Origin of the sequence: Rheinheimera pacifica (assembly GCF_900108485.1) — a bacterium.
Taxonomy (GTDB): Bacteria; Pseudomonadota; Gammaproteobacteria; order Enterobacterales; family Alteromonadaceae; genus Alishewanella; species Alishewanella pacifica.
Map to the genome: position 1 here is coordinate 526,781 of NZ_FNXF01000001.1, position 22,886 is coordinate 549,666.

General features: G+C 49.3%; 23 protein-coding genes. 15 read left to right on the top strand and 8 right to left on the bottom strand.

From position 1 onward, the window contains the following. The first annotated feature begins 2 nt into the window (after positions 1 to 2). From BLW68_RS02395 to BLW68_RS02430, 8 genes are all read left to right on the top strand, one after another. A complete protein-coding gene (locus BLW68_RS02395) occupies positions 3 to 518 on the top strand; it encodes a pilus assembly PilX family protein (RefSeq protein WP_092789787.1) in 516 nt (171 codons plus the stop codon). Between the two features lie 10 nt (positions 519 to 528). Continuing rightward, the gene (locus BLW68_RS02400) at positions 529 to 3,963 is read left to right on the top strand and encodes a pilus assembly protein (protein WP_092789788.1); all 3,435 of its coding nucleotides are present in this window, start codon (positions 529 to 531) and stop codon (positions 3,961 to 3,963) included. A gap of 8 nt (positions 3,964 to 3,971) precedes the next feature. Further along, positions 3,972 to 4,385 (top strand): type IV pilin protein, encoded by a 414-nt coding sequence (locus BLW68_RS02405; protein ID WP_092789910.1) that lies wholly within the window; start codon positions 3,972 to 3,974, stop codon positions 4,383 to 4,385. Positions 4,386 to 4,460: 75 nt separating this feature from the next. Further along, positions 4,461 to 4,955: a type IV pilus modification protein PilV gene (gene pilV, locus BLW68_RS02410; RefSeq protein ID WP_177172129.1), complete on the top strand. Its 495-nt coding sequence runs from the start codon at positions 4,461 to 4,463 to the stop codon at positions 4,953 to 4,955. A 2-nt stretch (positions 4,956 to 4,957) separates the two neighbouring features. After that, positions 4,958 to 5,923 (top strand): PilW family protein, encoded by a 966-nt coding sequence (locus tag BLW68_RS02415; RefSeq protein WP_092789792.1) that lies wholly within the window; start codon positions 4,958 to 4,960, stop codon positions 5,921 to 5,923. After that, positions 5,920 to 6,291, top strand: a complete 372-nt coding sequence (locus BLW68_RS02420; protein ID WP_092789794.1) for a hypothetical protein — start codon at positions 5,920 to 5,922, stop codon at positions 6,289 to 6,291. The genes BLW68_RS02415 and BLW68_RS02420 overlap by 4 nt, the downstream gene beginning before the upstream one ends. A 1-nt stretch (position 6,292) precedes the next feature. Next, on the top strand, positions 6,293 to 7,369 hold the full coding sequence (locus BLW68_RS02425) for a hypothetical protein (protein WP_092789796.1): 1,077 nt from the start codon (positions 6,293 to 6,295) through the stop codon (positions 7,367 to 7,369). Continuing rightward, complete coding sequence (locus tag BLW68_RS02430) at positions 7,370 to 7,765, top strand: type IV pilin protein (protein ID WP_092789799.1); 396 nt, start codon at positions 7,370 to 7,372, stop codon at positions 7,763 to 7,765. Here BLW68_RS02430 and BLW68_RS02435 read toward each other — a convergent pair whose 3' ends face one another. Together BLW68_RS02435 and nadE are read right to left on the bottom strand one after the other, a co-directional pair. Further along, positions 7,766 to 8,272, bottom strand: coding sequence for a GspH/FimT family pseudopilin (locus tag BLW68_RS02435; protein WP_177172130.1), 507 nt, complete (start codon positions 8,270 to 8,272; stop codon positions 7,766 to 7,768). Between the two features lie 70 nt (positions 8,273 to 8,342). Continuing rightward, positions 8,343 to 9,170 (bottom strand): ammonia-dependent NAD(+) synthetase, encoded by an 828-nt coding sequence (gene nadE / locus BLW68_RS02440; protein WP_092789803.1) that lies wholly within the window; start codon positions 9,168 to 9,170, stop codon positions 8,343 to 8,345. A 149-nt stretch (positions 9,171 to 9,319) separates the two neighbouring features. Between nadE and glnB the strand changes: the two genes are divergently transcribed. Together glnB and BLW68_RS02450 are read left to right on the top strand one after the other, a co-directional pair. Beyond that, on the top strand, positions 9,320 to 9,658 hold the full coding sequence (glnB, locus tag BLW68_RS02445) for a nitrogen regulatory protein P-II (RefSeq protein WP_068228692.1): 339 nt from the start codon (positions 9,320 to 9,322) through the stop codon (positions 9,656 to 9,658). Continuing rightward, positions 9,648 to 10,565, top strand: a complete 918-nt coding sequence (locus BLW68_RS02450) for a M28 family peptidase (protein WP_177172131.1) — start codon at positions 9,648 to 9,650, stop codon at positions 10,563 to 10,565. Before glnB ends, BLW68_RS02450 begins: the two co-directional genes overlap by 11 nt. A 17-nt stretch (positions 10,566 to 10,582) precedes the next feature. Here BLW68_RS02450 and BLW68_RS02455 read toward each other — a convergent pair whose 3' ends face one another. Both BLW68_RS02455 and BLW68_RS02460 read right to left on the bottom strand, forming a co-directional pair. Next, positions 10,583 to 12,094, bottom strand: coding sequence for an FAD-binding domain-containing protein (locus tag BLW68_RS02455; protein WP_092789808.1), 1,512 nt, complete (start codon positions 12,092 to 12,094; stop codon positions 10,583 to 10,585). 40 nt (positions 12,095 to 12,134) lie between these two features. Beyond that, positions 12,135 to 13,664: a cryptochrome/photolyase family protein gene (locus BLW68_RS02460; RefSeq protein WP_092789810.1), complete on the bottom strand. Its 1,530-nt coding sequence runs from the start codon at positions 13,662 to 13,664 to the stop codon at positions 12,135 to 12,137. 128 nt (positions 13,665 to 13,792) lie between these two features. Between BLW68_RS02460 and BLW68_RS02465 the strand changes: the two genes are divergently transcribed. After that, positions 13,793 to 14,395, top strand: coding sequence for a ZrgA family zinc uptake protein (locus BLW68_RS02465; protein ID WP_092789812.1), 603 nt, complete (start codon positions 13,793 to 13,795; stop codon positions 14,393 to 14,395). Between the two features lie 37 nt (positions 14,396 to 14,432). Here the strand turns inward: BLW68_RS02465 and BLW68_RS02470 are convergent, their stop codons facing one another. Then, positions 14,433 to 14,978, bottom strand: a complete 546-nt coding sequence (locus tag BLW68_RS02470) for a DUF3299 domain-containing protein (RefSeq protein ID WP_092789815.1) — start codon at positions 14,976 to 14,978, stop codon at positions 14,433 to 14,435. 53 nt (positions 14,979 to 15,031) lie between these two features. Here BLW68_RS02470 and BLW68_RS02475 point away from each other — a divergent pair, with 53 nt between their 5' ends. Both BLW68_RS02475 and BLW68_RS02480 read left to right on the top strand, forming a co-directional pair. Beyond that, positions 15,032 to 15,742, top strand: a complete 711-nt coding sequence (locus BLW68_RS02475) for an ABC transporter ATP-binding protein (protein ID WP_218141277.1) — start codon at positions 15,032 to 15,034, stop codon at positions 15,740 to 15,742. Then, the gene (locus BLW68_RS02480) at positions 15,736 to 16,992 is read left to right on the top strand and encodes an ABC transporter permease (RefSeq protein WP_092789819.1); all 1,257 of its coding nucleotides are present in this window, start codon (positions 15,736 to 15,738) and stop codon (positions 16,990 to 16,992) included. Before BLW68_RS02475 ends, BLW68_RS02480 begins: the two co-directional genes overlap by 7 nt. A gap of 3 nt (positions 16,993 to 16,995) precedes the next feature. Here the strand turns inward: BLW68_RS02480 and BLW68_RS02485 are convergent, their stop codons facing one another. Further along, positions 16,996 to 18,363: an ATP-binding protein gene (locus BLW68_RS02485; RefSeq protein ID WP_092789821.1), complete on the bottom strand. Its 1,368-nt coding sequence runs from the start codon at positions 18,361 to 18,363 to the stop codon at positions 16,996 to 16,998. Between the two features lie 208 nt (positions 18,364 to 18,571). Between BLW68_RS02485 and BLW68_RS02490 the strand changes: the two genes are divergently transcribed. Together BLW68_RS02490 and BLW68_RS02495 are read left to right on the top strand one after the other, a co-directional pair. After that, positions 18,572 to 20,206, top strand: a complete 1,635-nt coding sequence (locus tag BLW68_RS02490; RefSeq protein ID WP_092789912.1) for a diguanylate cyclase domain-containing protein — start codon at positions 18,572 to 18,574, stop codon at positions 20,204 to 20,206. A 100-nt stretch (positions 20,207 to 20,306) separates the two neighbouring features. Continuing rightward, a complete protein-coding gene (locus BLW68_RS02495) occupies positions 20,307 to 20,807 on the top strand; it encodes a DUF1543 domain-containing protein (protein WP_092789823.1) in 501 nt (166 codons plus the stop codon). Here the strand turns inward: BLW68_RS02495 and BLW68_RS02500 are convergent. Both BLW68_RS02500 and BLW68_RS02505 read right to left on the bottom strand, forming a co-directional pair. Continuing rightward, on the bottom strand, positions 20,797 to 21,804 hold the full coding sequence (locus tag BLW68_RS02500; RefSeq protein WP_092789825.1) for a metal-dependent hydrolase: 1,008 nt from the start codon (positions 21,802 to 21,804) through the stop codon (positions 20,797 to 20,799). The two genes, BLW68_RS02495 and BLW68_RS02500, sit on opposite strands and share 11 nt — an antisense overlap. Before the next feature lie 50 nt (positions 21,805 to 21,854). Further along, entirely contained in the window at positions 21,855 to 22,682 is an 828-nt protein-coding gene (locus BLW68_RS02505; RefSeq protein WP_177172132.1) for a PEP-CTERM/exosortase system-associated acyltransferase, read from the bottom strand. Between the last annotated feature and the right edge of the window lie 204 nt (positions 22,683 to 22,886).

Here is a 22,886-nt window from a genome sequence, read left to right on the forward strand (position 1 = left end):
TTATGCAAAGTAGCTTATATAAACAGCAAGGGGTTGCTCTGGTCGTCAGTTTGTTGCTTTTGCTGGCTATTACACTGTTAGCTGTCAGTAATATGAAGCGCACTACGGTACAGGAGCAAATGACTGGTAACCTGCATGACAGACAGTTAGCGCTGCAGCAGGCAGAGGCCGCATTACTGGTAGCGGAGCGTTTACTTACCGCCGCACCCTTACCCGGAGGCCCTGTTGCACTGATTAACAATGCCGGAGTTTATGATATCCCTGATCCATTATTACCGGATCGTTGGGCTGCTGGCCAGGTAGTAACCTGGGTGCAGGCTCCTGCGATGAATGACGGCATGGCGAACCCCGCTAATTATATTATTGAATATATGGGAGACTGGATTTTCCCTCCTGAATGTGACCGGGCAACAACCCCTCCTGCCGGATGTCTGGAACCTACTTTTCGTATCACTGCCAGAGTTCCCGCGACACCGGGACGGGCAGAGGTAACCTTACAGACAATTTGGCGTCGCTGAGGAAGTATCAATGAATATGTTCAGATTTAACCAGCCTTTCAGGTTTGCCTTTGTTGCAGGTCTATTGCTTGGTTCAGCGACAGCTCACGCCGCTATTGAGATATCTAATACACCGCTGCAAACGGGCAGTGCTGTGCCCCCCAATATTATGTTTATTATTGATGACTCAGGCTCAATGCAATTTGAACTGTTGCCAGATGAAATCATGTTTTCGGATAAGCGTTATATTTTTCCGCGGGCTAACGGAGTGTATGGCTCAAGTGATTACAACAACTATGTTCCTACTGTAGAGGAAGGTGACGCTTATAATGCGTTTACCCGTTCGGCCCAGAATAATAAAAGCTATTACGACCCTGCCGTAACTTATAAGCCCTGGGTCAGAGCAGATGGCACCAGCTTTCCTGACGCTACACCTGCCTGCGCCTGGCACAACCCCATGGTAACCGGCGCTTGTCCTGCGGCAGATACCGTGAACTCAGTTGCCCGGGATTTAACCCGCAATAATGGCCGTTACAACAGCAACCGCTGGTATAAATGCAACTCCAGCGGCAGCTGTAGTTATGACACTAATAGCCGGAGTTTTTGGCCGGCGACCTATTTTTATCTTAATACTGGCAGTGCCTGGCAATGGAGCAACTATACCAAGGTTGAAATTAGAAGTACTACAGCTTCGTACAGCGGCCATGGCCGTGCTAAACGCACAGATTGCTCCAACGGGGTGTGTAATTATAACCAGGAGATGCAAAATTTTGCCAACTGGTACACCTACCACCGCTCGCGTATTTTAACCAGTCGTGCAGGTATAGGCCGTGCTTTTGTTGGGCAATCTGAAAAAATGCGGGTAGGTTTTGGTGCATTAAACAAAAGTAGCTCATCGGTTGATGGTGTTAATACTGCAGTGATTGTCAGAGGAGTGCGTGATTTTAAAGACTCGGCCAAAAGCAATTTTTATTCGGACCTCTACGCCAGAGACATACCGGCGGCAGGTACGCCGCTGCTTACTGCGCTTGATGCTGCCGGGCGTTACTTCTCCCGCACAGATAGCCGCGGCCCCTGGGGTATTAACCCTGGCACCGGTAATGAACAATCTATAGATCATATTTCGTGCCGGCAGAGTTTCACTATTTTAATGACGGATGGATATTGGTCGGACGGTGATACCGCTTCAGATGTTGGTAATCAGGATGGCTCGCCAGGCAATACAATATTACGGCCAGCAGGCGATACCGGAGCCAGCTACAGATACACTGCTGTTGCCCCTTTTACTGATGGGCACAGTACCACTTTGGCCGATGTTGCCATGAAGTACTGGAAGAATGACTTACGTACTGATTTAGATAACCGCGTTCCCACCAGTACTATCAATCCTGCTTTTTGGCAGCATATGGTTACTTTTGGTATTGGTTTAGGCGTGATTGGTAATGTTGATCCGGTAACGGCTTTTGCGGCTATCAACAGTAATGCCAGTATCAGTTGGGCAAGCCCTTTTGCCGGCACGGAAGCGGCGAAAAACAGTGCCAAGATTGATGATCTGTTACATGCTTCTGTAAATAGCCGTGGTGGATTTTTTACCGCAGATAAACCGGATGATTTTGCTACTCAGCTGGAACGCACACTGAATGCCATTATTGAACGGGTTGCGTCAGCATCAAACCTGGCTGGCACCACCACATCATTACAAGCAGATAATTTTGTTTATCAGGGCAGCTTTAATTCAGGTGAATGGAGTGGCTCGCTTAAATCTTTTAATATCAATGATGTAAATACGCCTGTGTGGGAATCTAATTTCCCGGCATGGGGGGCCCGCAATATTTTATTTGGTAAAAAGAACGAAACCACCGCTGCATTTACTGCTGAAAATGTAACGGCTGATGGTAATGCTTTGAGTGGCAAAGGTAATTTAGTTGATTATTTACGCGGAGATCAGCGCCTGGAAGTTGGCGAAAATGCACAGTTCCGTCGCAGGGTGTCGTTGTTAGGCGATATCGCTAACTCTTCACCTGCCTATGTCGGCGTGCCGGTAAATCGCAATTATCAGCGTTATAACTGGGATGGCGCAAGTAGTTACAGAGCTTTCCTTATTGCAAATAACAGCAGGACGCCGGTTGTTTATGTTGGTGCTAACGACGGTATGCTGCATGCGTTTAATGGTAATAACGGCACTGAAATTATGGCCTATGTGCCAAGGCAAATGTTAACTGAGAGTGCAGACTTAGCCGCTTTTGCCAGCATTGATTACCAGCATAAATATTATGTTGATGGCTCATCAGTGGTATTTGATGCTTACATCAATGGGAGTTGGCGCTCAATTTTGCTCGGCTCTCTTGGCCGTGGCGGCGACAGTTTGTTTGCAATTGACGTGTCCAGTCCGCAGGCTTTGATCAGCAACGGCGCAACAAAAGTGTTATGGGATAAACGTTATCCTGAGTTAGGTATTACCACTAACAAGCCCGTCATTGCCAGGCTTAATAATGGCAAATGGGCAGCAATAGCCGGTTACGGTTATAACAACAGCAGTAATAAAGCTGGCCTGTTGGTTATTGATCTGGAAAACGGTAATGTGATTAAACGGCTTGAAGCAAACAGTGGTGTGCCCAATGGTCTTGGGCAAGTAGAAGGGTGGGACCGCAATGGCGATGGCAATATGGATTGGTTCTTTGCCGGAGATATTCTCGGCAATATCTGGAAATTCGATTTGTCCTCAGATAACCCGGCAACGTGGAATGTGGCATATAACGGTGCCCCTTTGTTTACGGCTGTAGATGATAACGGTAACCCGCAGTCGGTTACTGGTGGCGTGTCATTATCTTCAGAGCCCACCACAGGCTATTTATGGATATTTTTTGGTACCGGTAAAATGCTGGCGGCAGAAGATCCGTTACGCAGTGATGCAAACACCTGGTACGGTATCCGTGATGGCCAGGTTATTAACAACAGATCTGAACTAAAACAGCGCGATATTATTGCTCAGCAGGATAATGCACGGGTGGTAGAACCCGGCGAACCCCATGATATGGCCGGCGCGCGAGGCTGGTATATTGACCTGAGTGATGCGCGGGAACGTATTGTAAACAGACCGCAAGTTGTTGGTAATAGCCTGATTGTAAACACGATAGCGCCTGGTGATAACGATTGTAACCCCCAAGGAAGCGGCTGGGTGATGGCAGTAAGCCCTTATACCGGCAGCAGGCTTAACTATATGTTTTTTGACCGCAATGGTGATGGCGATATCGATGGTGATGACGGTTTGAGTGTTAACGGTATTAATACACCCGTTTCCGGTATGCGGTTTGACGGCATGCCCAGCGAGCCTGTTGTGTTTGATAATAACGATGGCACCGCCAGCCTGATAATTGGTTTAGCTGATACCCGAATTGCGAATGTTAATGTAGCTCCCGGCTTTTTGCAGGGCAGGGTATCCTGGCGCGAGCTGACAAACCAATGAGCGAATATATGAACATAACACGCAAGCAAAAAGGTGTGACTCTGATTGAGCTAATGGTTGTTGTAGCAATTATTGGCATTCTGGCAGCGATTGCTTATCCATCGTATCAGGGCTATGTGCAGCGTTCAAACCGAGCCGCGGCTGTAGCCTGCCTGACAGAACTCTCTCAGTTTATGGAGCGCAGTTATACAGCGTCTTTCAGCTATGAAGGCATTGATATACCGGCCCTGCAGTGTGTAAACGATATAGACACGCGGTACACTTTTTCTGTGTCAGATCAGGCAGCCAGAACATACACTCTGAATGCTACACCCATCGGCAGTCAGGCTACAGATGAATGTGGTGTACTTATACTCAATCAAGCCGGGCGCAAAGGCGCTAATGGTGGGTTTGCTGTAGCAGATGTAAGGCAATGCTGGTAATTTGGAATTAAATTTGATCTTTTGAAATAATGTTGTAACTTTAAGGTTAAGTTTATTGGCCTTGGGCATATGGATATGCGGTTACAACATGGATTCAGTCTGGTTGAAGTATTAGTTACGCTGTTGGTTTTAAAGGTTGGCCTGTTAGGCATACTGGCAGCGCAAACGGTAGCACTACGTCAGGTGCAGGATGCCACCCAGCGTACCCAGGCGGTGGCGCTGAGCTATGCTTTACTCAATGAGCTAAGAGCTAACCAGAGTTTAAGTACTGCAGTTGGCCAGCATGTTACCCGGTATACCGAGCTACCTGTGATTCCCGTATGCACCCCTCCAACACCTTGCTCTGCAGAACAACTGGCAGATGCGCAGTTACATCATTTGTTTTCCCGGTTACAACCACAACATGGTGCCGGCCTTTATGAGCCTGAATTTTGTCTGCAGTCACAAGGGGCTGCCGTAAGGCTGGACGTTAGCTGGCAGCAACGGGCATATTCTGCCGAACCAACCGGCCAGTCTTGTGCCGCGGGTGCTGGCAGAAGTGGCTTTACAGTACAAAGCCGCTGGAGGTAACGGTGCGCCGGACTGCGGGTTTTACGTTAACCGAATTACTTATTGCTATGCTGCTGGCACTATTTTTACTCAGCATGGCGCTAACCGCTTTTAGTAGTTTAAGCCGCTCTGTCAGGCAGGCCCAGCAATTATCTGAATTGCAGCAGAATGCGCAACTGGTAATGAGCCTGTTTCAGAATGAACTAACCAATACCGGTTTTTGGGGTGGCAGGGCGGATCCGATGTTGGCGGTTACGTCACCCATGCCAGCTTCTCCGGCACCGGACTGCGTTGAAGATGCGCTGGATAGTGGCAGCTTTCCTCAGGCCGGGCGCAACTTTGTTACTTTATACGCCAGCCGCACCGGCGCCGGGCCTCAACTGAATTGTATTACCCAAACCATACCTGAGAGTGAACTGTTACAGGTAAAGCGGCTTATTGGCCAACTGGCCATGCCAGCAGAAATGCGACAAAACCGTTTTTATCTGGAGACAGACTGGCAACACAGCCGTTTTGTTGACAGCAGCAGCCCCGGGCTGAGCGCCACCTACGATTATTTTCCTTACCAACATCTGGTGTTTTATCTGCAGTCGCAACGTGTAGACGGTAATACCGTGCCTGTGCTGATGCGCAAGCGCTTGGCCAGAAACCAGGCCGGTATTGCAACTATCAGTACCGATTCTGTACTTGATGGTGTGGAACGTATGCATTTTGAATTCGGAGTCGACACCAGCCTCAATGGCCAGCTGAATTATTTTTTGCCGACCCAGCAGATGGCTGCAGATTTCTGGTGGCAACAAAACAGCCGTATTATCAGTATCCGCTATTATGTGCTGCTTCGCGCCCGCCAGCCTGATCCCGGTTATATCAATAATCAGCACTACGAGATGGGGGCCGCAGAGTTTATTGCCCCTGGTGATCATTACCGCAGGTTATTGGTTAGCAGCAGTATCTTTTTCCAAAATGCTGCACTGCAGGAGGGCTCATGACACCACACAAGGGCATGGTGCTTATTATGGCGTTGGTGTTTTTGCTGGTAATGAGTTTGCTGATCTCAGCCATGCTGCTGGTTACCCAGTTAAGCCACAAAACAGCTTATGCCGGACAACAGCAATTACAAACCGCACAAGAGGCGTTAGCACAACATCTAGCCGTGCTTAATACGCTGACCGACGAGGCTGCTGCCGTCAAGCGAACAATGACAGCTTGTCCGGCAAGCTACGCTGCCTGGTCAGGTAGTGCGGTACAATGTGAAGTGGTGCAGGTTGATACTGCAGCTTACTCGGACAGCAAGCTTTTTTATGCCGGTTACAGCAGCCTGGTATTGAAAACGACACTGATACAGGAGCCAGACTAAAATGCTAAAGCACAGGTTTATCTGTATTATATTTTCTGTTGTCAGCGTTTTCGGCTACAGCTGTGATCTAAACGATCCTACGGCCGTTCCTGCAACTTTACCGTCATTGTTAGATGATGGCCCGCCAAGAAAAATCAGCCTGAGTAATAATATTCAGCTAGATATACCAGATGCTGAAGGCGTACTTAAGATGCACAGCGCTGACAGTTTAGTGTTGCTGGATCAACTGACAAACTGGCCAACTGAAACAGGCCAAATCAGTAGTATTAAAGCGCAGCCGGTAGTATTGGACCAAAACTATGATGGTATAGCTGATGCTGTCTATACCATTGATACCAGCGGCCGTCTGTGGTTTATCCCGCTCACCCGCAGTGGTTTTGCTGAGCCTGAACTGCTGGCTGATTTTAGCGCTATTGCGGCTGAGTTTCGCCAACCGTTACAACTTGTACATACCTTAGCGCCCGTTGGCGCTGGCCCGTTACAGCGTCAGACAATGTTGCTGATCATTGCCAGTATGGCGGCGGGAGGTGACAGCCTGCTGGTAGTCAAACATCTGCCTCAGCAGCGCGCTGTTATACAACTCAGCGATCTGACAGACAGAACTTATCTGAGTGATGCTGAGGCAGGTTCTGGTATTGCCGAGCAGCTGTGGCAGCAGATACAGCAGGGTGCTGGCTGGTATGTTCAGATGAATAAACGTATTACCGCAGTGCCGCAGGTTTATGCCGGGGTAGTTTACCTGAGCTCTGTCCAGGTAGCTGCGGTGCGGCCAGACTGCAGCCTGGCAGAAAATACCGAACTGCAGATCCATGCATTACATTTGCATCATGCCGGGGCAGTTTATGCCAGAAGACACTGGCAGATAGCAGCATTAGAGCGGGGCCAGCTGGTGTTGCAGAAAAACCTGCAGGGTGAGCTTGAGTTAAGCTTGCACAACGAGCAGCAACAGCACAGAGTGCAGGCTGATTTGCTGGCAATCACGCCGGATTGTGCCAATTGTGTTACCGCATTAACGGCTGATCAGTTTCCCCGTATCAGCAGGCTGGCAACCTTCCAGACAGAGCAGGGTGGGCACTAAATGCGAACGGTTAAGCCAGGTTTTAGTTTAATCGAGTTATTAATAGCAGTGGTTATAGTGGGCATTCTGGCGGCGATATGTTACCCGTCTTATCAGCAGTATGTGCTGCGCAGCTATCGCGCAGAGGCAATATCGCAGTTGTTGCAACTGGCAAACGCGCAAGAGCAGCATTTAGCCGACTATGGTGTGTATTCGGCAGATTTAGCAGTACTGGGTGCTAAGGTATCAGAGCGTTATCAGTTTAAAGTTAACCTGTCTGCAGCACAGCAGGAATTCGAGCTGATAGCACAGGCACAGGGGCTGCAACAGGCTGATAGCGAATGCCCGTTGTTTACATTGAACCACCACGGGCAGCGTAACGGCCAGGAGCCACAAGCACTGGTTTGCTGGAATTAGTCAGGCCGGGCAAGGCGCAGCTATCTCTGTTAAGCGGTTACGACCGGCCTGATTAACGGTAAGCCGATAATGCCACTGATAACTTTGCTGCGGGCAATAGTAGAAAGTACCGTTTTCAAAACCATTTAAACTACCATCCCGGCGAAACGTTATGGCTTCGCGGTTATAGATCAGTTTATGTCGTGGATCAATTGCCGGTATTTCCCGCAATAAGGTACGTTCGTTGGTATCAGGATAAAGCAGGGATAACTGTACCGGCGCAGTTTGCCACTGTGCTTCGCATTTACCCTCGATAGCTGGGCATAGTTGTACCGGCAGGTTACTGCTGGTGGCTGCAACCCGGGCAAAAGCCAGGTGCTGGCTAAACTGACGCACATAAGCAGTAGCGCGCTGGCGGTCAATAAACTCAGCCATGGCCGGTATTGCAACAGTGGCAAAAATGATCAGAATGGCCAGCGTTATCATTAGCTCTGGTAAGCTAAAGCCTCTGCTTGTTGTTGATGGCATAGAACGCTCCTTGCAGTAATTCTCCTGCAAAAAGCGTAGCATATATTGCTTTAATGTAAAATAATTGATGCTAATCGTAAATGGTTGGGATCGGCTGACGCTTATGCTGTGTTTTCAGATAAATGCCAATCAGCTTTTCACTCACATCTGCCGCTACGGCTTTGCCTTCCAGAAAGTCATCTATTTGCTCGTAGGTTAAGCCCAGCGCTGCTTCATCTGCTTTTTGTGGCGCCATACATTCCAAATCGGCAGTAGGGGTTTTTTCTACCAATATGTCTGGCGCCCCGAGAGTTTTGCCTACTAAGCGTACCTGGCGTTTGCTTAAACCAAACAGCGGCGCTAAATCGCAGGCGCCATCGCCCCATTTGGTATAAAAACCGGTAATGTTTTCCGCTGAATGATCAGTACCCAGCACTAAGCCTCCCAGCAGCGCTGCAATATGATATTGAATAACCATACGGGTACGCGCTTTTACATTACCTCTGGCAAAGTCGGCCTGAGCTTCACTGGCACTAGCCAGGCCATCAGCGGCCATGGCACTCCAGGTTGCCTGATGAATGGCATCAGCACCCGGTTGCACATTTACTGTTAACGCTTTGCTTGGTTGAATAAAATTAACCGCCATCTGCGCTTCAGCTTCATCTTTTTGCGTGGCATATGGCAGACGTACAGCAATAAACTGATAACCACTACCGGTTTTGTTCAGCTCATCTATAGCCAACTGGGCTAAACGGCCACAAGTGGTCGAGTCGATACCACCGCTAATGCCCAGTACCAGTGATTTCATGCCTGAAGCGCTAAGACGTTGCTTAATAAAATCGACCCGGCGGCGGATCTCAAATTGCGGATCTATCTGCGGTAACACCCGCATTTCGGCAATAATCTGTGCTGCATTCATACTATTTAGGCCTCTGCTGAAAATACCTGCTTATCTTATCGTGTTTTACCCTTAGCAGATCAAGTGATTCTTAGTGATTAACTGCTGAACAGCATCCGGCCTTGTATTATACTGCCAATACCACCGATGCTTAACTGACGGAAATTGTGATGAAAAAAATTGAAGCCATTATTAAACCTTTTAAGCTGGATGACGTGCGTGAAGCCTTGGCAGATATCAGTATTACCGGCATGACAGTTACTGAAGTTAAAGGTTTTGGCCGGCAAAAGGGCCATACAGAGCTGTATCGCGGTGCAGAGTATATGGTCGATTTTTTGCCTAAAGTAAAACTGGATATTGTGGTTACCGACGATCAGGTTGAACGCTGTGTTGAAGCTATTATGAAGACAGCGCAAACCGGCCGGATCGGCGATGGCAAGATTTTTGTGTTTGATGTTGAACGTGTAGTACGTATTCGTACTGGCGAAGAAGATGAGGATGCGATCTAAGCTCATAGCTTCGTCCATTCTGTTGCTTGGCTTGCAATGCAGTTTTGTATGCAGTGCAACGTTATTGACAGATATTCAGCAGTTAAGCGCAACAGATATGCAGGGGCGTAAGAGCGGCTCTGCAGGTGCCGCTCTTACCCGCGAACTGATTTCTGAGCGTTTTGTTTATTTGCGATTGGACAGTTTTAATAACAGCTATCAGCAAGCTTTTGTATATTCATCCTGGCCTGAAAAAACCGGTATTAATATGCTGGGCTTACGTCGGGGGTGTACTTACCCGAATCACTATATTGTTGTTACTGCACATTATGATCATCTCGGCCTGCACGGCAGAAAGGTTTTCCATGGTGCCGACGATAACGCTTCCGGTGTTGCTGCTATGCTGGAACTGGCTGCCAGGCTAAAGCATTCTTGCCCGCTGTATTCTTATATTTTTCTCGCCACTGATGCTGAAGAAACAGGTTTGTATGGCAGCAAAGCCTTTATCGCTGCACCGCCTGTACCACTTAACCGCATAGTAATGAACCTGAATCTGGATATGATCAGCCAGCCTGATCGGCGTGGCAAGCTATACCTGACCGGTGCCAGGCGCTATCCGGCGCTGGTATCGCAACTAGATAGCAATTTTAGTCATCTGCAGTTTTTACATCACCGCGGCCCTGGCCGTATGGCGCGTGATAATTCGCGGTACAACTGGCCTGATGCCAGTGATCACGGCCCCTTTCACCGTGCCGGTATTCCCTATTTATTTTTCGGTGGTCAGGAGCATGCGTATTATCATACGGTGCAAGATACCTGGCAGCGTATTGAGCCGGCATTTCTGGATATGGCCATGCAGGCTATCTGGCAGACAGTACAGTGGCTGGAGCAGCAACCGCCGCAGACATTGCGGCCGGATAAGCACTAACCAGCAATCAAAACGTACTACCAGTCGAAGCTAAGCTGATCCCGGCAAGCTAGCTTTTTTTGCGTTGCAGGCCGTTTACGGCTGGCATGGCGTACAAACACGGCTTGTTTTAGCTGTTGCCAGTCTGGTTTGTTGTGTTGCTGCAACCACTGGCTTAGCCGTGCTCTGGCTTGTTGTTGTGCCTGCTGCAAATCGACTATTGGTGCCGGATAATCCCGTCCTATAACACAACTATAACGTAGTTGCAGTGCCGCAGGCATAAGCCAGGGCGTATGTAGCCAGCTATCCGGCACCTGATGCAGCTCTGGCAACCACTGGCGGATAAAGCGGCCGTCGGCGTCTTTTTGCTGGCTTTGTTTTACCGGGTTATACATCCGGTTTGGGTTTATCCCGGTGGTGCCGGCCTGCATTTGTATCTGGGGGTAATGAATACCCGGCTCATAATCAATAAAACACTGGGCCAGATGCAATGCCAGCGGCCGCCAGTGCAGCCACAAGTGGTAGCTGGCAAAAGCCACTAACATGGCGCGGGCACGAAAATGCAGCCAGCCGGTTGCCAGCAAACTGCGCATAGCGGCATCGATCAGCGGGTAACCGGTTTGGCCGTTTTGCCAGGCCTGAAACAGCACAGGGTTAAAATCGTTCTCACGCAAACCGTCAAAACCACGGTGCATATTAAAAAACTCAATGGCAGGTTCATCTTCCAGTTTTTGCATAAAGTGGCAATGCCAGCGCAACCGGCTGAAAAACGCCTGTAAGCCCTGCTGTTTGCGTTGTTCTGTGCTGTGCTTTAGCGCCATAAAGCTGTGTTGTTGTAACTGCCGCAGGCTAAGCTGGCCGTAGCTGATATAAGGGCTGAGCCTGGAGCAACTGTGTATCGCTTTTGCCGGCAGTGAAATATGTTGGCGGTAAGATAAACAGCGTGCGCTGATAAAGCTGTCAAAAGTGTGTTTTGCTGCAGTTGCATCTTGCACGGTAGAGCAAAGCGGTAAATCAGTTTTACGGCTCAGTGCAAGTTCTGTCAGGTTCCATTGTACGGTAGTTAAAAATGGCAGTGCTGTTACGCTGGCAACCGGCGGTGATTTTAACCAGCTATCGGCCAGAGTAAACCAGTTATCCCGGTTATTCAGCTTACGAAATACGGCAAACTGCCGGTACTGCTGCCAGGGAATATTCAGCTCGTGTAATAGCCGTGCTACGGCCAGATCGCGCTGATAAGTCCAGAGGTTGCCGGTTTCTTCATGGCTGCACACGCGGCTAATGGCAAATTGCTGGCAGAGCTGGCGCAGCACTATTGTTGCCGGGCCTTTCACTATTAGCAAAGGTTGGCCAAGTGCAGTTAATTGTTGGTTAAGTTGCTGCAGTGCCGGGGCGATAAATTGCCAGTGGCGCAGCGATACGTCGCTTTGTTGCCAATAATCCGGCTCAATAATGTAAACCGGCAGCACAGCACCTGCTTTAGCCGCCTGATACAGCGGCTGATGATCATCAATGCGTAAATCGCGTTTAAACCACACCAAAGTGTTCATGGCCGCGCTGGTGGTATAGCGTTTAGCAGCAGGCTGATACTCATAGCTGTTCCAGACGATTTAAGGTATTGGCAGCTTTGGCCAGAATGGCAGCTTTATCACTGTCGCTGCGTTTTTGCCAGTTGGCAAAAGCCAGTGCCAGGCGCGGATTGGCACCAAATTGCTGTTGATGCCGGTGAAGAAAATCCCAGTACAGTGCATTAAACGGGCAGGCATCCGCTTCAGTAGTATGTTTAACGTTATAAGCACAGTTTTTGCAGTAATTACTCATCCGGTTGATATAAGCACCGCTGGCAGCATAAGGCTTAGATGCCAGTACCCCACCATCGGCGAATAACACCATACCCAGAGTGTTGGGTAATTCTACCCATTCGTAGGCATCGGCATAAACGGCCAGATACCAGTCGGTAACCTGCTTAACCGACAAACCGGCCAGCAGGGCAAAATTACCGGTAATCATTAAACGGTGAATATGGTGCGAGTAAGCATGGTCAATAGTGCTTTTTACGGCCTGCTGCATACAGCGCATCTGTGTGTTGCCATGCCAATAAAACCCGGGCAGAGGGCGTTCAGCGTTCAACCCGTTGTATTGTTTGTAATCCGGCATAAGTAGCCAGTACAGGCCCCGCACATATTCGCGCCAGCCAATTAGCTGGCGGATAAAACCTTCTGCGGCATTAAGCGGCACCAGGCCCTGTTGGTAAGCCTGCTGCACTTTGTTGCACATCCAGCGTACATCCAGCAGGCCGCAATTTACATATACAGAGCAAATGCTATGAAACAAAAACGGTTGATCCAGCAGCATGGCATCCTGATAATCGCCAAACTGCGCTAGTTGTTGCTGCACAAAATGTAAAAAGGCACGCCTTGCGTCTTTACCGGTAACGGCATAGCTGAAGTTATCAGCAGAGCCCATATTGGCAGCAAAATGCTGATTAACCAGCGCTATGACTTCTGCGGTAATATCGTCGGGGGCAAAGTGCAGCGGCGGAATTTGCTGTAAATCGTGCGGGCAGGCTTTACGGTTATCGGTATCATAGTTCCATTTACCGCCTTCTGGTGTATCGCCTTGCATCAGTAAGCCGGTATAGCGGCGCATTTCACGGTAAAAGTATTCCATGCGCAGCTGCTTTTTACCCTGGGCCCAGCGCGTAAAACGGGGCAAATCACAGATAAAGCGATCATCAGAGAGTATTTGCAGTGGCAAAGAAAACCGCTGCTGCCAGTTGTTGATTTCCTGCTGCAGGCGGTATTCACCACATTGGGTTATAACTATGCTTTGCAAATGCGGGTACTGTGTCAGAGCATGCTGCACGGCATCAGTAATGCACTTTATCTGGCTTTGGCTGTCGTAATGGATATAACAAAGCTGATAACCTTGCTGTTGCAGCACGGCGGCAAAATGGCGCATGGCGCTGAAAATCAGAATAATTTTGTGTTTGTGATGTTGTACATAGCTGGCTTCTGCCGCTACTTCTGCCAGCAGCAGTACATCATCAGCTGCAGCGTTTTGCAGACTCGGCAGCGCGGGGCTTAGCTGGTCATCTAAAATTACAATAAGTCTGGCCATAACCGGGTTATATTACGACAACAATAGTGCCTTTACGCTGTGCCCGGCGCGCAAGATCAGCATCTGGTGTACAGAAAGTTCTTTATGTTATATTGTCACATAACTTAGATTAAAACAGGAACGATGCTATGAAGCTTTCTTTAGTTGCCAGCCTGCTTGTTTGCAGCTTAATGGCATTAAGTACCACTGTAGTAGCGCATGAACACGGCGGTGCTGAACACAAACACGACCATCAGCATGGCGCAGATAAACACGACGGCCATGAGCATGACGAGGAGTTGGTAGCCTTGGGTGCTCATGTGCATGGCCATGCGGTATTAACACTGGTGCTGGAAGGCAACGAAATGCAACTGGCATTTCAATCGGCCGCGCAAAGCATCGTGGGCTTTGAACACAAACCCAGCACTGCGGAGCAAAAGCAGGAAGTTGCAGCGGCCATTGCGGTGTTTAACCAGGGCGACTGGTTTAGTTTTAACAATGACGCCAACTGCGAACTGGCTATGGCTGAAGCCAGCACGGATTTAACCGAGCCGCAGGCAAATGAAGGCCATGCTGATTTTTACGCCAACTACCAGCTGTTATGCCAGCGTCCGGCGCGGTTAAATGAACTGAAACTGCGTATTTTCGAACTGCTGCCGGCACTGGAGTATATGGATATTCAGTGGATTATTAATGGCCAGCAGGGTGCATCACAGGCAGCGCTCAGTAGCAGTACGGTACGTTTTCAGTAAGCATAAAATGACAACGGCAGCCTGAGCTGCCGTTTTTTTAGTAGGTATATTCTTCTACTTTATCTACTTTCAGGCTGTAAGCGGCCTGCCCCAGATCATGGGTCATGGTTTCAGTGGTTAAGGTACCGCTGATCCAAAAAGGTGAGTAGATCATATCGGCTTTTAAATTTTTCGCCCCGGTTACATAGATAATCTGGTTTGGTGGCGGTGGCGGTACATGGATGCAGGCGCCAAAATAAGGCACTAAAAAGAAACTGGTCACGTTTTGGGCACTGTCAAACTCCAGTGGCACAATAAAGCCCGGTACCCGCACTTTGGTATTATTAAACTCAGAGCGCACCTTGGCAGATTTAAGAATTTGCTGCCATTGCTTTGCGGTGGGATCATCACCCTGATAATCGTCGTCAAACGGCGACGGCTGGCTGTAATCATGCTGCACTTCGGGCATTTCCAGTAACAGCTTTAAATCTTCTTCCGGCATTAAGTCAGTCCATTCAATGGTTTTGACTTCACTGGCACTGAGCCCGGCAGTAAAACATGCGACCAGTGTCAGGTATAACGCAACAGATAACGTCCGTAGCATTGGAGCTCGCCTCCCTAAGTTGGCATAATGACAAAAAACGCCAACATCATAACATGACACCGAGGGCGCCTGTGACCGACAAGCCGAAAATTCCCGCTATTGATCTCAAACAGCTGCAGTTTTATTACCAAAGTGGCGGCTGGCAATTAAACTTACCCGGGCTGACATTACACTGTGGCCAGCATTTATTTGTGCGCGGTGTTTCTGGCAGCGGCAAAACCACCTTATTAAATTTACTTTGTGGTATTACCCGCCCGGTCAGTGGCGAGCTGTATGTTAATGGCCAGCCACTGCATCAATTATCCAGCAGTGCGAGGGACAGCCTGCGGGCAAAGCATATTGGTGTGGTATTTCAGCAGCTCAATCTTATTCCTTATTTATCGGTGCTGGATAACACCCTGCTAAGCAGCCATTTCGCCGGCCAAAATAAAACTGACTCGGTAAACCGGGCAAAAACGTTGTTGCAACGCTTAGGTTTACAACAGGATTTATGGCATAAACCGGCTACTAACCTCAGCGTTGGCCAGCAACAACGGGTGGCAATTGCCCGGGCTTTGCTGCCCAAACCTACCTTGCTGATTGCCGATGAGCCCACGTCAGCACTGGACAGCGATAACCGTGACGCCTTTATGCGGGTCATGCTGGCTGAAGCCGATGCCAATGGCTGCACCGTGATTTTTGTCAGCCATGATCAAAGCCTGACGCAGTATTTTCATTATCAGCTGGATATGCAGCAGTTAGCCACAGGAGTACAGCCATGCTGATGAAATTAGCCCGGTTAAGTTTATGGAACCGCCGCGGTACAGTGCTGATGACCTGGTTATCACTAACCATAAGTATTGCTTTGCTGCTGGGCATTGATCACTTGCGCACAGAGGCAAAAAGCAGCTTTACCAGCACAGTGTCGGGCACAGATCTGATTGTTGGCGCCCGCTCCGGCCAGCTAAACTTATTGCTGTACTCGGTATTTCGTATTGGCAATGCTACGGCAAATATCAGCTGGCCCAGTTATCAGCGTATTATTAAACACCCGCAAATAGACTGGGCTATTCCGATATCATTGGGCGATTCGCACCGGGGGTACCGGGTAATGGGCACCAATACCGATTATTTCAGCCATTACCGCTATGCCAACAGCCAGCCCCTGGTGCTGGCGCAGGGCAAACCTTTTGAGCAGGTATTTGACACGGTACTTGGGGCTGAAGTGGCGCAAAAGCTGGGTTATAAGCTGGGCGAGCAAATTGAACTGTCGCATGGGGTTGGTGCGGTAAGTTTCAGCCAGCATAAAGACAAGCCCTTTACCGTGGTGGGTATTCTGGCGCGCACCGGTACGCCGGTAGATCAAACTGTGCATGTCAGCCTTGAAGCGATCGAGGCCATTCACCTGGACTGGCAGCAGGGTGCGCCAATGCCCGGCAGACAGCTAAGCAGTGAACAGACACTGGCGCACGATTTAACACCTAAATCTATTACCGCTTTTATGGTGGGGTTAAAATCGCGGATGGCTACTTTTACCCTGCAGCGGCAGATTAACGAGTTTAAGAATGAACCGTTAACCGCCATATTGCCCGGTGTAGCATTAGCTGAACTGTGGCAAATGCTGGGTATGGTAGAAAATTTATTGTTGCTGATAAGTTTGCTGGTGCTGCTGGCGGCACTGGTGGGAATGATTACAACTTTACTGGCATCAATGAAAGAGCGGCAACGCGAAATGGCCATCTTACGCGCTGCCGGGGCGCACCCCTGGTATTTGTTTGTGCTTATTCAGCTTGAGGTATTACTGGTAACGCTGTTGTCGATGTTATCTGCTGCAGCCTTATTATTTATCAGTTTGTACCTGCTGCAGGATAAACTGGCTGCTGATTTTGGTTTATTTATCAGCCTGCAAATTGTCCAGCTGACCAGCTTATACTGGGCAGGAGCTATTCTGCTGTTGTCGGCCGTATTGGCAACGATACCCGGGGTTTTGGCTTACCGCAAAGCGCTGGCTGATGGCCTGACAATCAGATTGTAATGCTCAGGTTGGAGTGCTAAGGCTAAGCGGACAGCGCAGGGTTACCACACAGCCTGTATCAGTATTGTGCAGGCTGACATCTCCCTGCAACAGGTGGGTAACCAGATTAAACACCAGCGTCATGCCGAGGCCTTTGGCTCCGGTGTGGCGGCGTGTAGTAAAAAATGGTTCAAAAGCGTGGGCCAGTTCGTCTGCATTCATACCCCGGCCGTTATCGGCTATATCCAGTTGCCAGCTGTAAGCGTTCTGGCTGGCACGGATCTCAATCCGGCGCGAGGGCTGGTTATCAAAGGCATGCTGGCAGGCATTTTCTATCAGCCGGGTCAGTATCGTTGCCAGCGGGCTGGCAAAACTGTGAATTTTTAATGTTGCCGGCAACTCCAGTTGTACACTAACCTGATGCTGTTTTAGCAGTGAATCGACACTGCACAGTACTTTGGGAATAAACTGGCTTAATACTAACCATTCGGCTTGCTGATCCGTGCTGGCTGCTGCAGTTTGTTTAAAGCTGTTTACCAGATCAACAGTGCGCTGCAGGTTAGTATTTACCATAGCAATGCTGTGCTTAATTGCAGCGCCACTCTGGCTGAATTTTTGCCGGCTAAGCTGGCCGGCCAGAAACAGCTGTTCCAGTTCCAGTAATGTTACCTCGGCATGGCTGATGGCGGTAACGGCAACGCCCAGCGGCGTGTTTATTTCGTGGGCGATACCGGCCACTAAGCGGCCAAGGCTGGCCATTTTTTCTACTTCAATTAACCGGTGCTGGGTGTGCTGCAGTTGTTCCAGCGACTGGGTCAGCTCTTGCGTACGCTGGCTGATAATTTGCTCTAAGCCACTGTTTAGCTGCTCTAGCTCGCACTGATAACGCATGCGCTCTGATGCGCTTAGTGCCCGGCCATAAATATCGGCCAAAAAGCCGGCAAAGACAATTTCGTCTGTTTGCCATTGTTTAACCTGGCGATGCTCGATACAAATAATACCTACCATAACGCCGTGATGGCGGATAGGCGTATCCAGCACAGAGCAAATACCAGAAGGTGACAGGTAGATATCGGAAAATTCAGCTGTTTGCGGGTGATGATGTGCATCGGTAGCAACAATATTACGCTGCTCATCCAACGCATTGAAATAACTGGGAAAATCTTGCCGGCTTAGGGTTAGGTCCGGTGTGCTGTGCTGCGTACCATCCAGCTGATAGGCGCAGTGCATAAGTTGATGATCGTCCGATAATAGCCAGATACTGGCCCGATCAACAGCCAGCCCTTTAGTAATAGCCTCTAGAATCAAGCTGTTAGTTGCAGATAAATCGCCTTTGTCGATATTCGGATTACGACTGATTTGGGCCAGAATATGCTGTAGTTCAATTTGCATTACTACGCTGAGCTCTCCGTATCGGCTTCGGACGGTGCGACAACCTGTTATGCCTTAGCACCAATGTATAGCATCTTTAATGGTTATGCGCTAAATTTACAGCAGATTTTTCATTAACTTGATGTTGTAGAGGCCTGTGCAGTGCCGGGCACAGGATCGTAGCGAAACCGGCATTAAATTTACTAAGCAGCGTAGTGACCAGGGTAGCATGACAGAGTCAAAAATAGATTTAGAGCAGCAGCTTGCGCAGTTGCGCCATACCTATGTGATGCGGCTGGGGCAAGAGCTGCCTCTGTTACAGCAAGGCGCGATGCTGCTGTATCAGTTGTCTGATCTGGCCTGGCATGATCAGGTGCAGGATTTATCTGCCAAACTGCATACTCTGGCAGGCTCTGCCGGCACTTTCGGCTTACCTGAGCTGGGTGAGCAGGCCCGGCAATGTGAGCTGCAACTAAAACCCTGGCTGGTGCCCGGCGTTGTCGTAGCTACGACAGAACAACAGCGCCTGATTGATGATATCCAACAGCTTAAGCTGCCAACGGCAGTGGCAGAGTATCCTACGGCGCCGGTCACGGTAGAGGTGGCGGCAGCAGAGCGGGCCGGTGTTTATCTGTTATGTGATGAGCCTGCCCTGACAGAGCAAATCAGCACTATGTTGGATATTTTTGGCTACAGTTACCGTCATTTCAGCAGGGTGGATGACATAGCGCAGGCAATAGCCCATAAGCCGCCCGAAGTATTAATTGTTGATCTGGATATGCACCAGACGCCCGGGCAATGCCTGCAGCGCATTGCCGATTTACAGGCGAAGCAAAGTTCAGCTATTCCGCTACTGTTACTAAGCCATCAGAGCGACTTTGACAGCTATTTAAAAGCAATACGGGTGGGGGCTATCGGCTATTTTGTAAAACCTCTGAATACCACTGAACTGGAAGCCCGTTTACGGCAGCAGCTATCGCGCAACGAGCGTGAACCGTTTCGGGTAATGCTGGTAGATGATGACCAACTGCTGGCAGAACATTATGCCCTGGTATTGCGCCAGGGGGGCTTGCTGGTAGAGGTATTGTCAGAGCCAGCGCTGATTTTTGAGTCTCTTAAGCAGTTCCACCCGGATGTTATTTTACTGGATGTGAATATGCCATTTTGCTCTGGCCCGGAGCTGGCGCAACTGGTGCGGTTGCAGCAAGCCTGGCTGGGAGTGCCGATTATTTATTTATCGTCTGAAACCGACGGCGAGCAGCAACTGGCGGCGCTGATTAAAGCAGGCGATGATTTTATTACCAAACCTATTACCGACACCGCCTTGCTGGTTGCGGTATTTGCCCGGGCGCAACGGGCCAGGCAACTGGCTGATATTATGACGCGTGACAGCCTTACCGGCCTGTTGCAGCATGCTCATATTAAAGAGCGGCTGGCTCTGGAGATGTTGCGCGCTGTGCGCAGCAGCCAGCCAGTCAGTGTGGTAATGCTGGACATTGATCACTTTAAAAAGGTTAACGATAACTACGGCCATTTAATTGGTGATCAGGTGATAGCCAATTTAGCTAACCTGCTAAAACAACAACTACGCAAAACCGATCTGGTAGGGCGTTATGGCGGTGAAGAGTTTTTACTGGTGCTGCCTGATTGCAGTGTCGAGCGGGCTTTTACCCTGATAGAGCAGGTTAGGGAGTTGTTTGCCGCTTTACCTTTTACCGCCGCTGAGCAGCGGTTTTTCTGTAGTTTTAGTGCCGGCATTTGTGCTGCCACGCAGGAGCATGCCGATTTAGTTATCGACAAAGCCGATCAGGCGTTATACCGCGCCAAAAGTTCGGGCCGTAACTGCACTGTTCTGTCTGGCTGACATAGCGTTTTCAAACATCATTAATCTGACACAGCGGCGGCACTGGTAGCAATATCAGCCTGCCGTTATACTGCGTTTTTTATTATAACCGGAGAAACCAATGCAGCTGTTTTTGGTGTATATAGGTGGCACAGCGCCTGGGGCCAATATTGAATTACATGATGTGCGCTTTGTCGCAGCGCAGCGTATTGAAGACACCTACAGCCTGTTATGCCAGCAGTGGTTTGGCACAGTGAAGGGCCTGCATATTGATAGCTATATGCAAATTAACCATATTGACGGCTACAGCGTCAGCTTGCACAACGAGCCACAGCCCGGCAGTAACAAACTGTACTTTGTTAACTTTGGTGGTTATTACCCGGATAAAATTGCCGAACAGCATGACTTTATGCTTTGCGTTGCGACTTCAGCAGCAGAAGCTAAGGCCAAAGCAAAACAACAACTGTTAACCGATGCCGACAGCCAGCACAAAGATGATTTACTGCAACTGGACGACTACTTTGCGCTGGAGCAGCTGCAGGGGCTACATATTCACCTGCACAGTAGCGGGCAAAGCCAACCTATGCGGCCCGATTGGTCTGGTTATCAGATTATTGGTTAACTGGTAAGTAAGGTGAGGGCAACTGCTGTCCCCACATGCGTTGCCATAGCCACGGCAATGCCACTGTCATATCACGACGCATCGGTAACTGATGCACGGGGGCGTTGTTTTGCAGGTCTACCACAAACTCAAAGGCATAACTGCCTTCCTGCCCCATACGCAGATCGGTTAGCAGCAGTGTGTCACCTTGTTGCTGCACAGTATAAAACCCCCGGCTGAACCAGTGTAATTGTTGCACCGGTTTAAGCCCGGCATATTGCTGTTTAAGCGAGTGATCCCGTATTACATGCGTAAAGCTAATCTCTGGGGTGGTGTCGAGCAAAGAATAAAACCCCTCAGCGTAACCTTGCTCGGTTATGACAACTATGCGCCACAATAGAGTGGTCAAAGGCGCAGGTGTCACCAGCATTTGCTGATAATCCAGCTGCTGCTGATACAGGCTATGTTGCGCAACATTACTGACATGTTGCTGTGCCGCCACAGACCACAACATATAAGCACTGGAAACCACCAATGCCCCACCATTGACTGCCAGGCCGCGCGGTTTACTTAGCAGGTAGTATCCCAGCCCCAGCAGCAGTGGCAGGGTATACAGGGGATCAATAATAAAGATGCTGCCAACGGCAAAAGGAGTATTGGTAAAGGGTAAACCGAACTGGGTACCATATACTGTCATCGCGTCTATGGCAGTGTGGGTTAACAGAATAAGCCAGGTTGCCAGCAGCCAGCGCCAGTAATATTGCCGCTGCTGGCATAAGAGCGCTGCCAGCCAGGCGAGCACAGGTGATACTAAGGTCTGGTAAAAAACAGCGTGGCTTTCCGTACGGTGCAACACCATATTGCTGACGACATCGCCATAATCAATCACCACATCTAAATCAGGCAAAGTGCCCAATACCGCGCCGGTGAGTACGGTTTTCAGCCGTGAGCCCGGCGTTTTGCCCATTACCGTGGCTGCAACGGCAGCACCCAATGCAAGTTGTGTTAGTGAATCCATACTACTGTCAGGTACCCGTGCGCAGAGTCAGGCCGGCATTTTAACAGATGTCAGCGATAAGCCAACTGCGGCCGGACAGCATGAAAATACTCGTCATTCTGTTCAAATAACTGTTCATCAAGGGCATTACGCAGCTTAAGGTAGTCAGATTTCAGCGTGGCTTTGGTGGTGCGCATATCAAGGTAGTAGGGCGCACGTTTGCCGTTAAAGTCTATCGCTTCGGCAATCTGCACAAAATGAATACCTACTCTTTTTAGTATTCTGGCCAGTGAAGGTTCAATCATCACATAAGCGTGGTAACGCTCGTCACGGACACACATCAATGTTGCCAGCAAATACAGCGCCACAGATACCAGCTTGCGGCATTGGCCCTGTACACTGGTTAAACCGGCATACTCATCCGTTGCTTCAATAATCTGGCTGTGGCGAATATCTTTTGGCACCGCAAGGCGTGATATTTCACAGATATTACGCCGCGGGAAATTAGCTGGCGCTAATGCTGCATTGGTAAAGCTGTTAGCAAAATAACATTCTACCGGTAGCTGTTGCTCTGGTGCTGCTGACGTAATCAACCGTACGGTGCCTGCCAAAGTATGAGAATCAGTGTGTTTAATGGCACAGTGGATCGACCGGTGATCAAATTGATCATATTCCAGTTTATTCGGCCGTAGCGGTTCGTAACGTAGTTCTTCGCAATATACCTTATGGCGTAAGCGGAAGGTTTCATTGCGCTGCTCTTGTACACTTGCTACCCGAGCCTGATAAAAGTCGGGAAAATGCGACAAAGGGCTGTACAACGAGGTACAGCTAAAAGATGCTGCTAATGTGTTTGCTGATGGTGAAAAAGCAGTATCTGCAACTGCTGCCAGAGAACTCATATTGATGCCCCAAAAAGTCATTGTCTGCGCATTATCTGATTTTATAGTTGTCGTAATTGCGCGTGAAATTAGCTTTCCGTGCGGTATAAATGCTGACAATTCCATTGCAGGGCACTAAGGCCGGATTTACTATGCAGTTGATTCGGGGTTGCGTCAAATGCCAGATCGGTACTTTTCTAAAGTAAATCAGCCAATTGGAACTAA

What these genes read in the sequence shown, in the direction of transcription:
- BLW68_RS02395 (WP_092789787.1), top strand. Translation starts at nt 3, where the DNA reads ATGCAAAGTAGCTTATATAAACAGCAAGGGGTTGCTCTGGTCGTCAGT.
- BLW68_RS02400 (WP_092789788.1), top strand. Translation starts at nt 529, where the DNA reads ATGAATATGTTCAGATTTAACCAGCCTTTCAGGTTTGCCTTTGTTGCA.
- BLW68_RS02405 (WP_092789910.1), top strand. Translation starts at nt 3,972, where the DNA reads ATGAACATAACACGCAAGCAAAAAGGTGTGACTCTGATTGAGCTAATG.
- pilV (WP_177172129.1), top strand. Translation starts at nt 4,461, where the DNA reads ATGCGGTTACAACATGGATTCAGTCTGGTTGAAGTATTAGTTACGCTG.
- BLW68_RS02420 (WP_092789794.1), top strand. Translation starts at nt 5,920, where the DNA reads ATGACACCACACAAGGGCATGGTGCTTATTATGGCGTTGGTGTTTTTG.
- BLW68_RS02425 (WP_092789796.1), top strand. Translation starts at nt 6,293, where the DNA reads ATGCTAAAGCACAGGTTTATCTGTATTATATTTTCTGTTGTCAGCGTT.
- BLW68_RS02430 (WP_092789799.1), top strand. Translation starts at nt 7,370, where the DNA reads ATGCGAACGGTTAAGCCAGGTTTTAGTTTAATCGAGTTATTAATAGCA.
- BLW68_RS02435 (WP_177172130.1), bottom strand. Translation starts at nt 8,272, where the DNA reads ATGCCATCAACAACAAGCAGAGGCTTTAGCTTACCAGAGCTAATGATA.
- nadE (WP_092789803.1), bottom strand. Translation starts at nt 9,170, where the DNA reads ATGAATGCAGCACAGATTATTGCCGAAATGCGGGTGTTACCGCAGATA.
- glnB (WP_068228692.1), top strand. Translation starts at nt 9,320, where the DNA reads ATGAAAAAAATTGAAGCCATTATTAAACCTTTTAAGCTGGATGACGTG.
- BLW68_RS02450 (WP_177172131.1), top strand. Translation starts at nt 9,648, where the DNA reads ATGCGATCTAAGCTCATAGCTTCGTCCATTCTGTTGCTTGGCTTGCAA.
- BLW68_RS02455 (WP_092789808.1), bottom strand. Translation starts at nt 12,094, where the DNA reads ATGAACACTTTGGTGTGGTTTAAACGCGATTTACGCATTGATGATCAT.
- BLW68_RS02460 (WP_092789810.1), bottom strand. Translation starts at nt 13,664, where the DNA reads ATGGCCAGACTTATTGTAATTTTAGATGACCAGCTAAGCCCCGCGCTG.
- BLW68_RS02465 (WP_092789812.1), top strand. Translation starts at nt 13,793, where the DNA reads ATGAAGCTTTCTTTAGTTGCCAGCCTGCTTGTTTGCAGCTTAATGGCA.
- BLW68_RS02470 (WP_092789815.1), bottom strand. Translation starts at nt 14,978, where the DNA reads ATGCTACGGACGTTATCTGTTGCGTTATACCTGACACTGGTCGCATGT.
- BLW68_RS02475 (WP_218141277.1), top strand. Translation starts at nt 15,032, where the DNA reads ATGACACCGAGGGCGCCTGTGACCGACAAGCCGAAAATTCCCGCTATT.
- BLW68_RS02480 (WP_092789819.1), top strand. Translation starts at nt 15,736, where the DNA reads ATGCTGATGAAATTAGCCCGGTTAAGTTTATGGAACCGCCGCGGTACA.
- BLW68_RS02485 (WP_092789821.1), bottom strand. Translation starts at nt 18,363, where the DNA reads ATGCAAATTGAACTACAGCATATTCTGGCCCAAATCAGTCGTAATCCG.
- BLW68_RS02490 (WP_092789912.1), top strand. Translation starts at nt 18,572, where the DNA reads ATGACAGAGTCAAAAATAGATTTAGAGCAGCAGCTTGCGCAGTTGCGC.
- BLW68_RS02495 (WP_092789823.1), top strand. Translation starts at nt 20,307, where the DNA reads ATGCAGCTGTTTTTGGTGTATATAGGTGGCACAGCGCCTGGGGCCAAT.
- BLW68_RS02500 (WP_092789825.1), bottom strand. Translation starts at nt 21,804, where the DNA reads ATGGATTCACTAACACAACTTGCATTGGGTGCTGCCGTTGCAGCCACG.
- BLW68_RS02505 (WP_177172132.1), bottom strand. Translation starts at nt 22,682, where the DNA reads ATGAGTTCTCTGGCAGCAGTTGCAGATACTGCTTTTTCACCATCAGCA.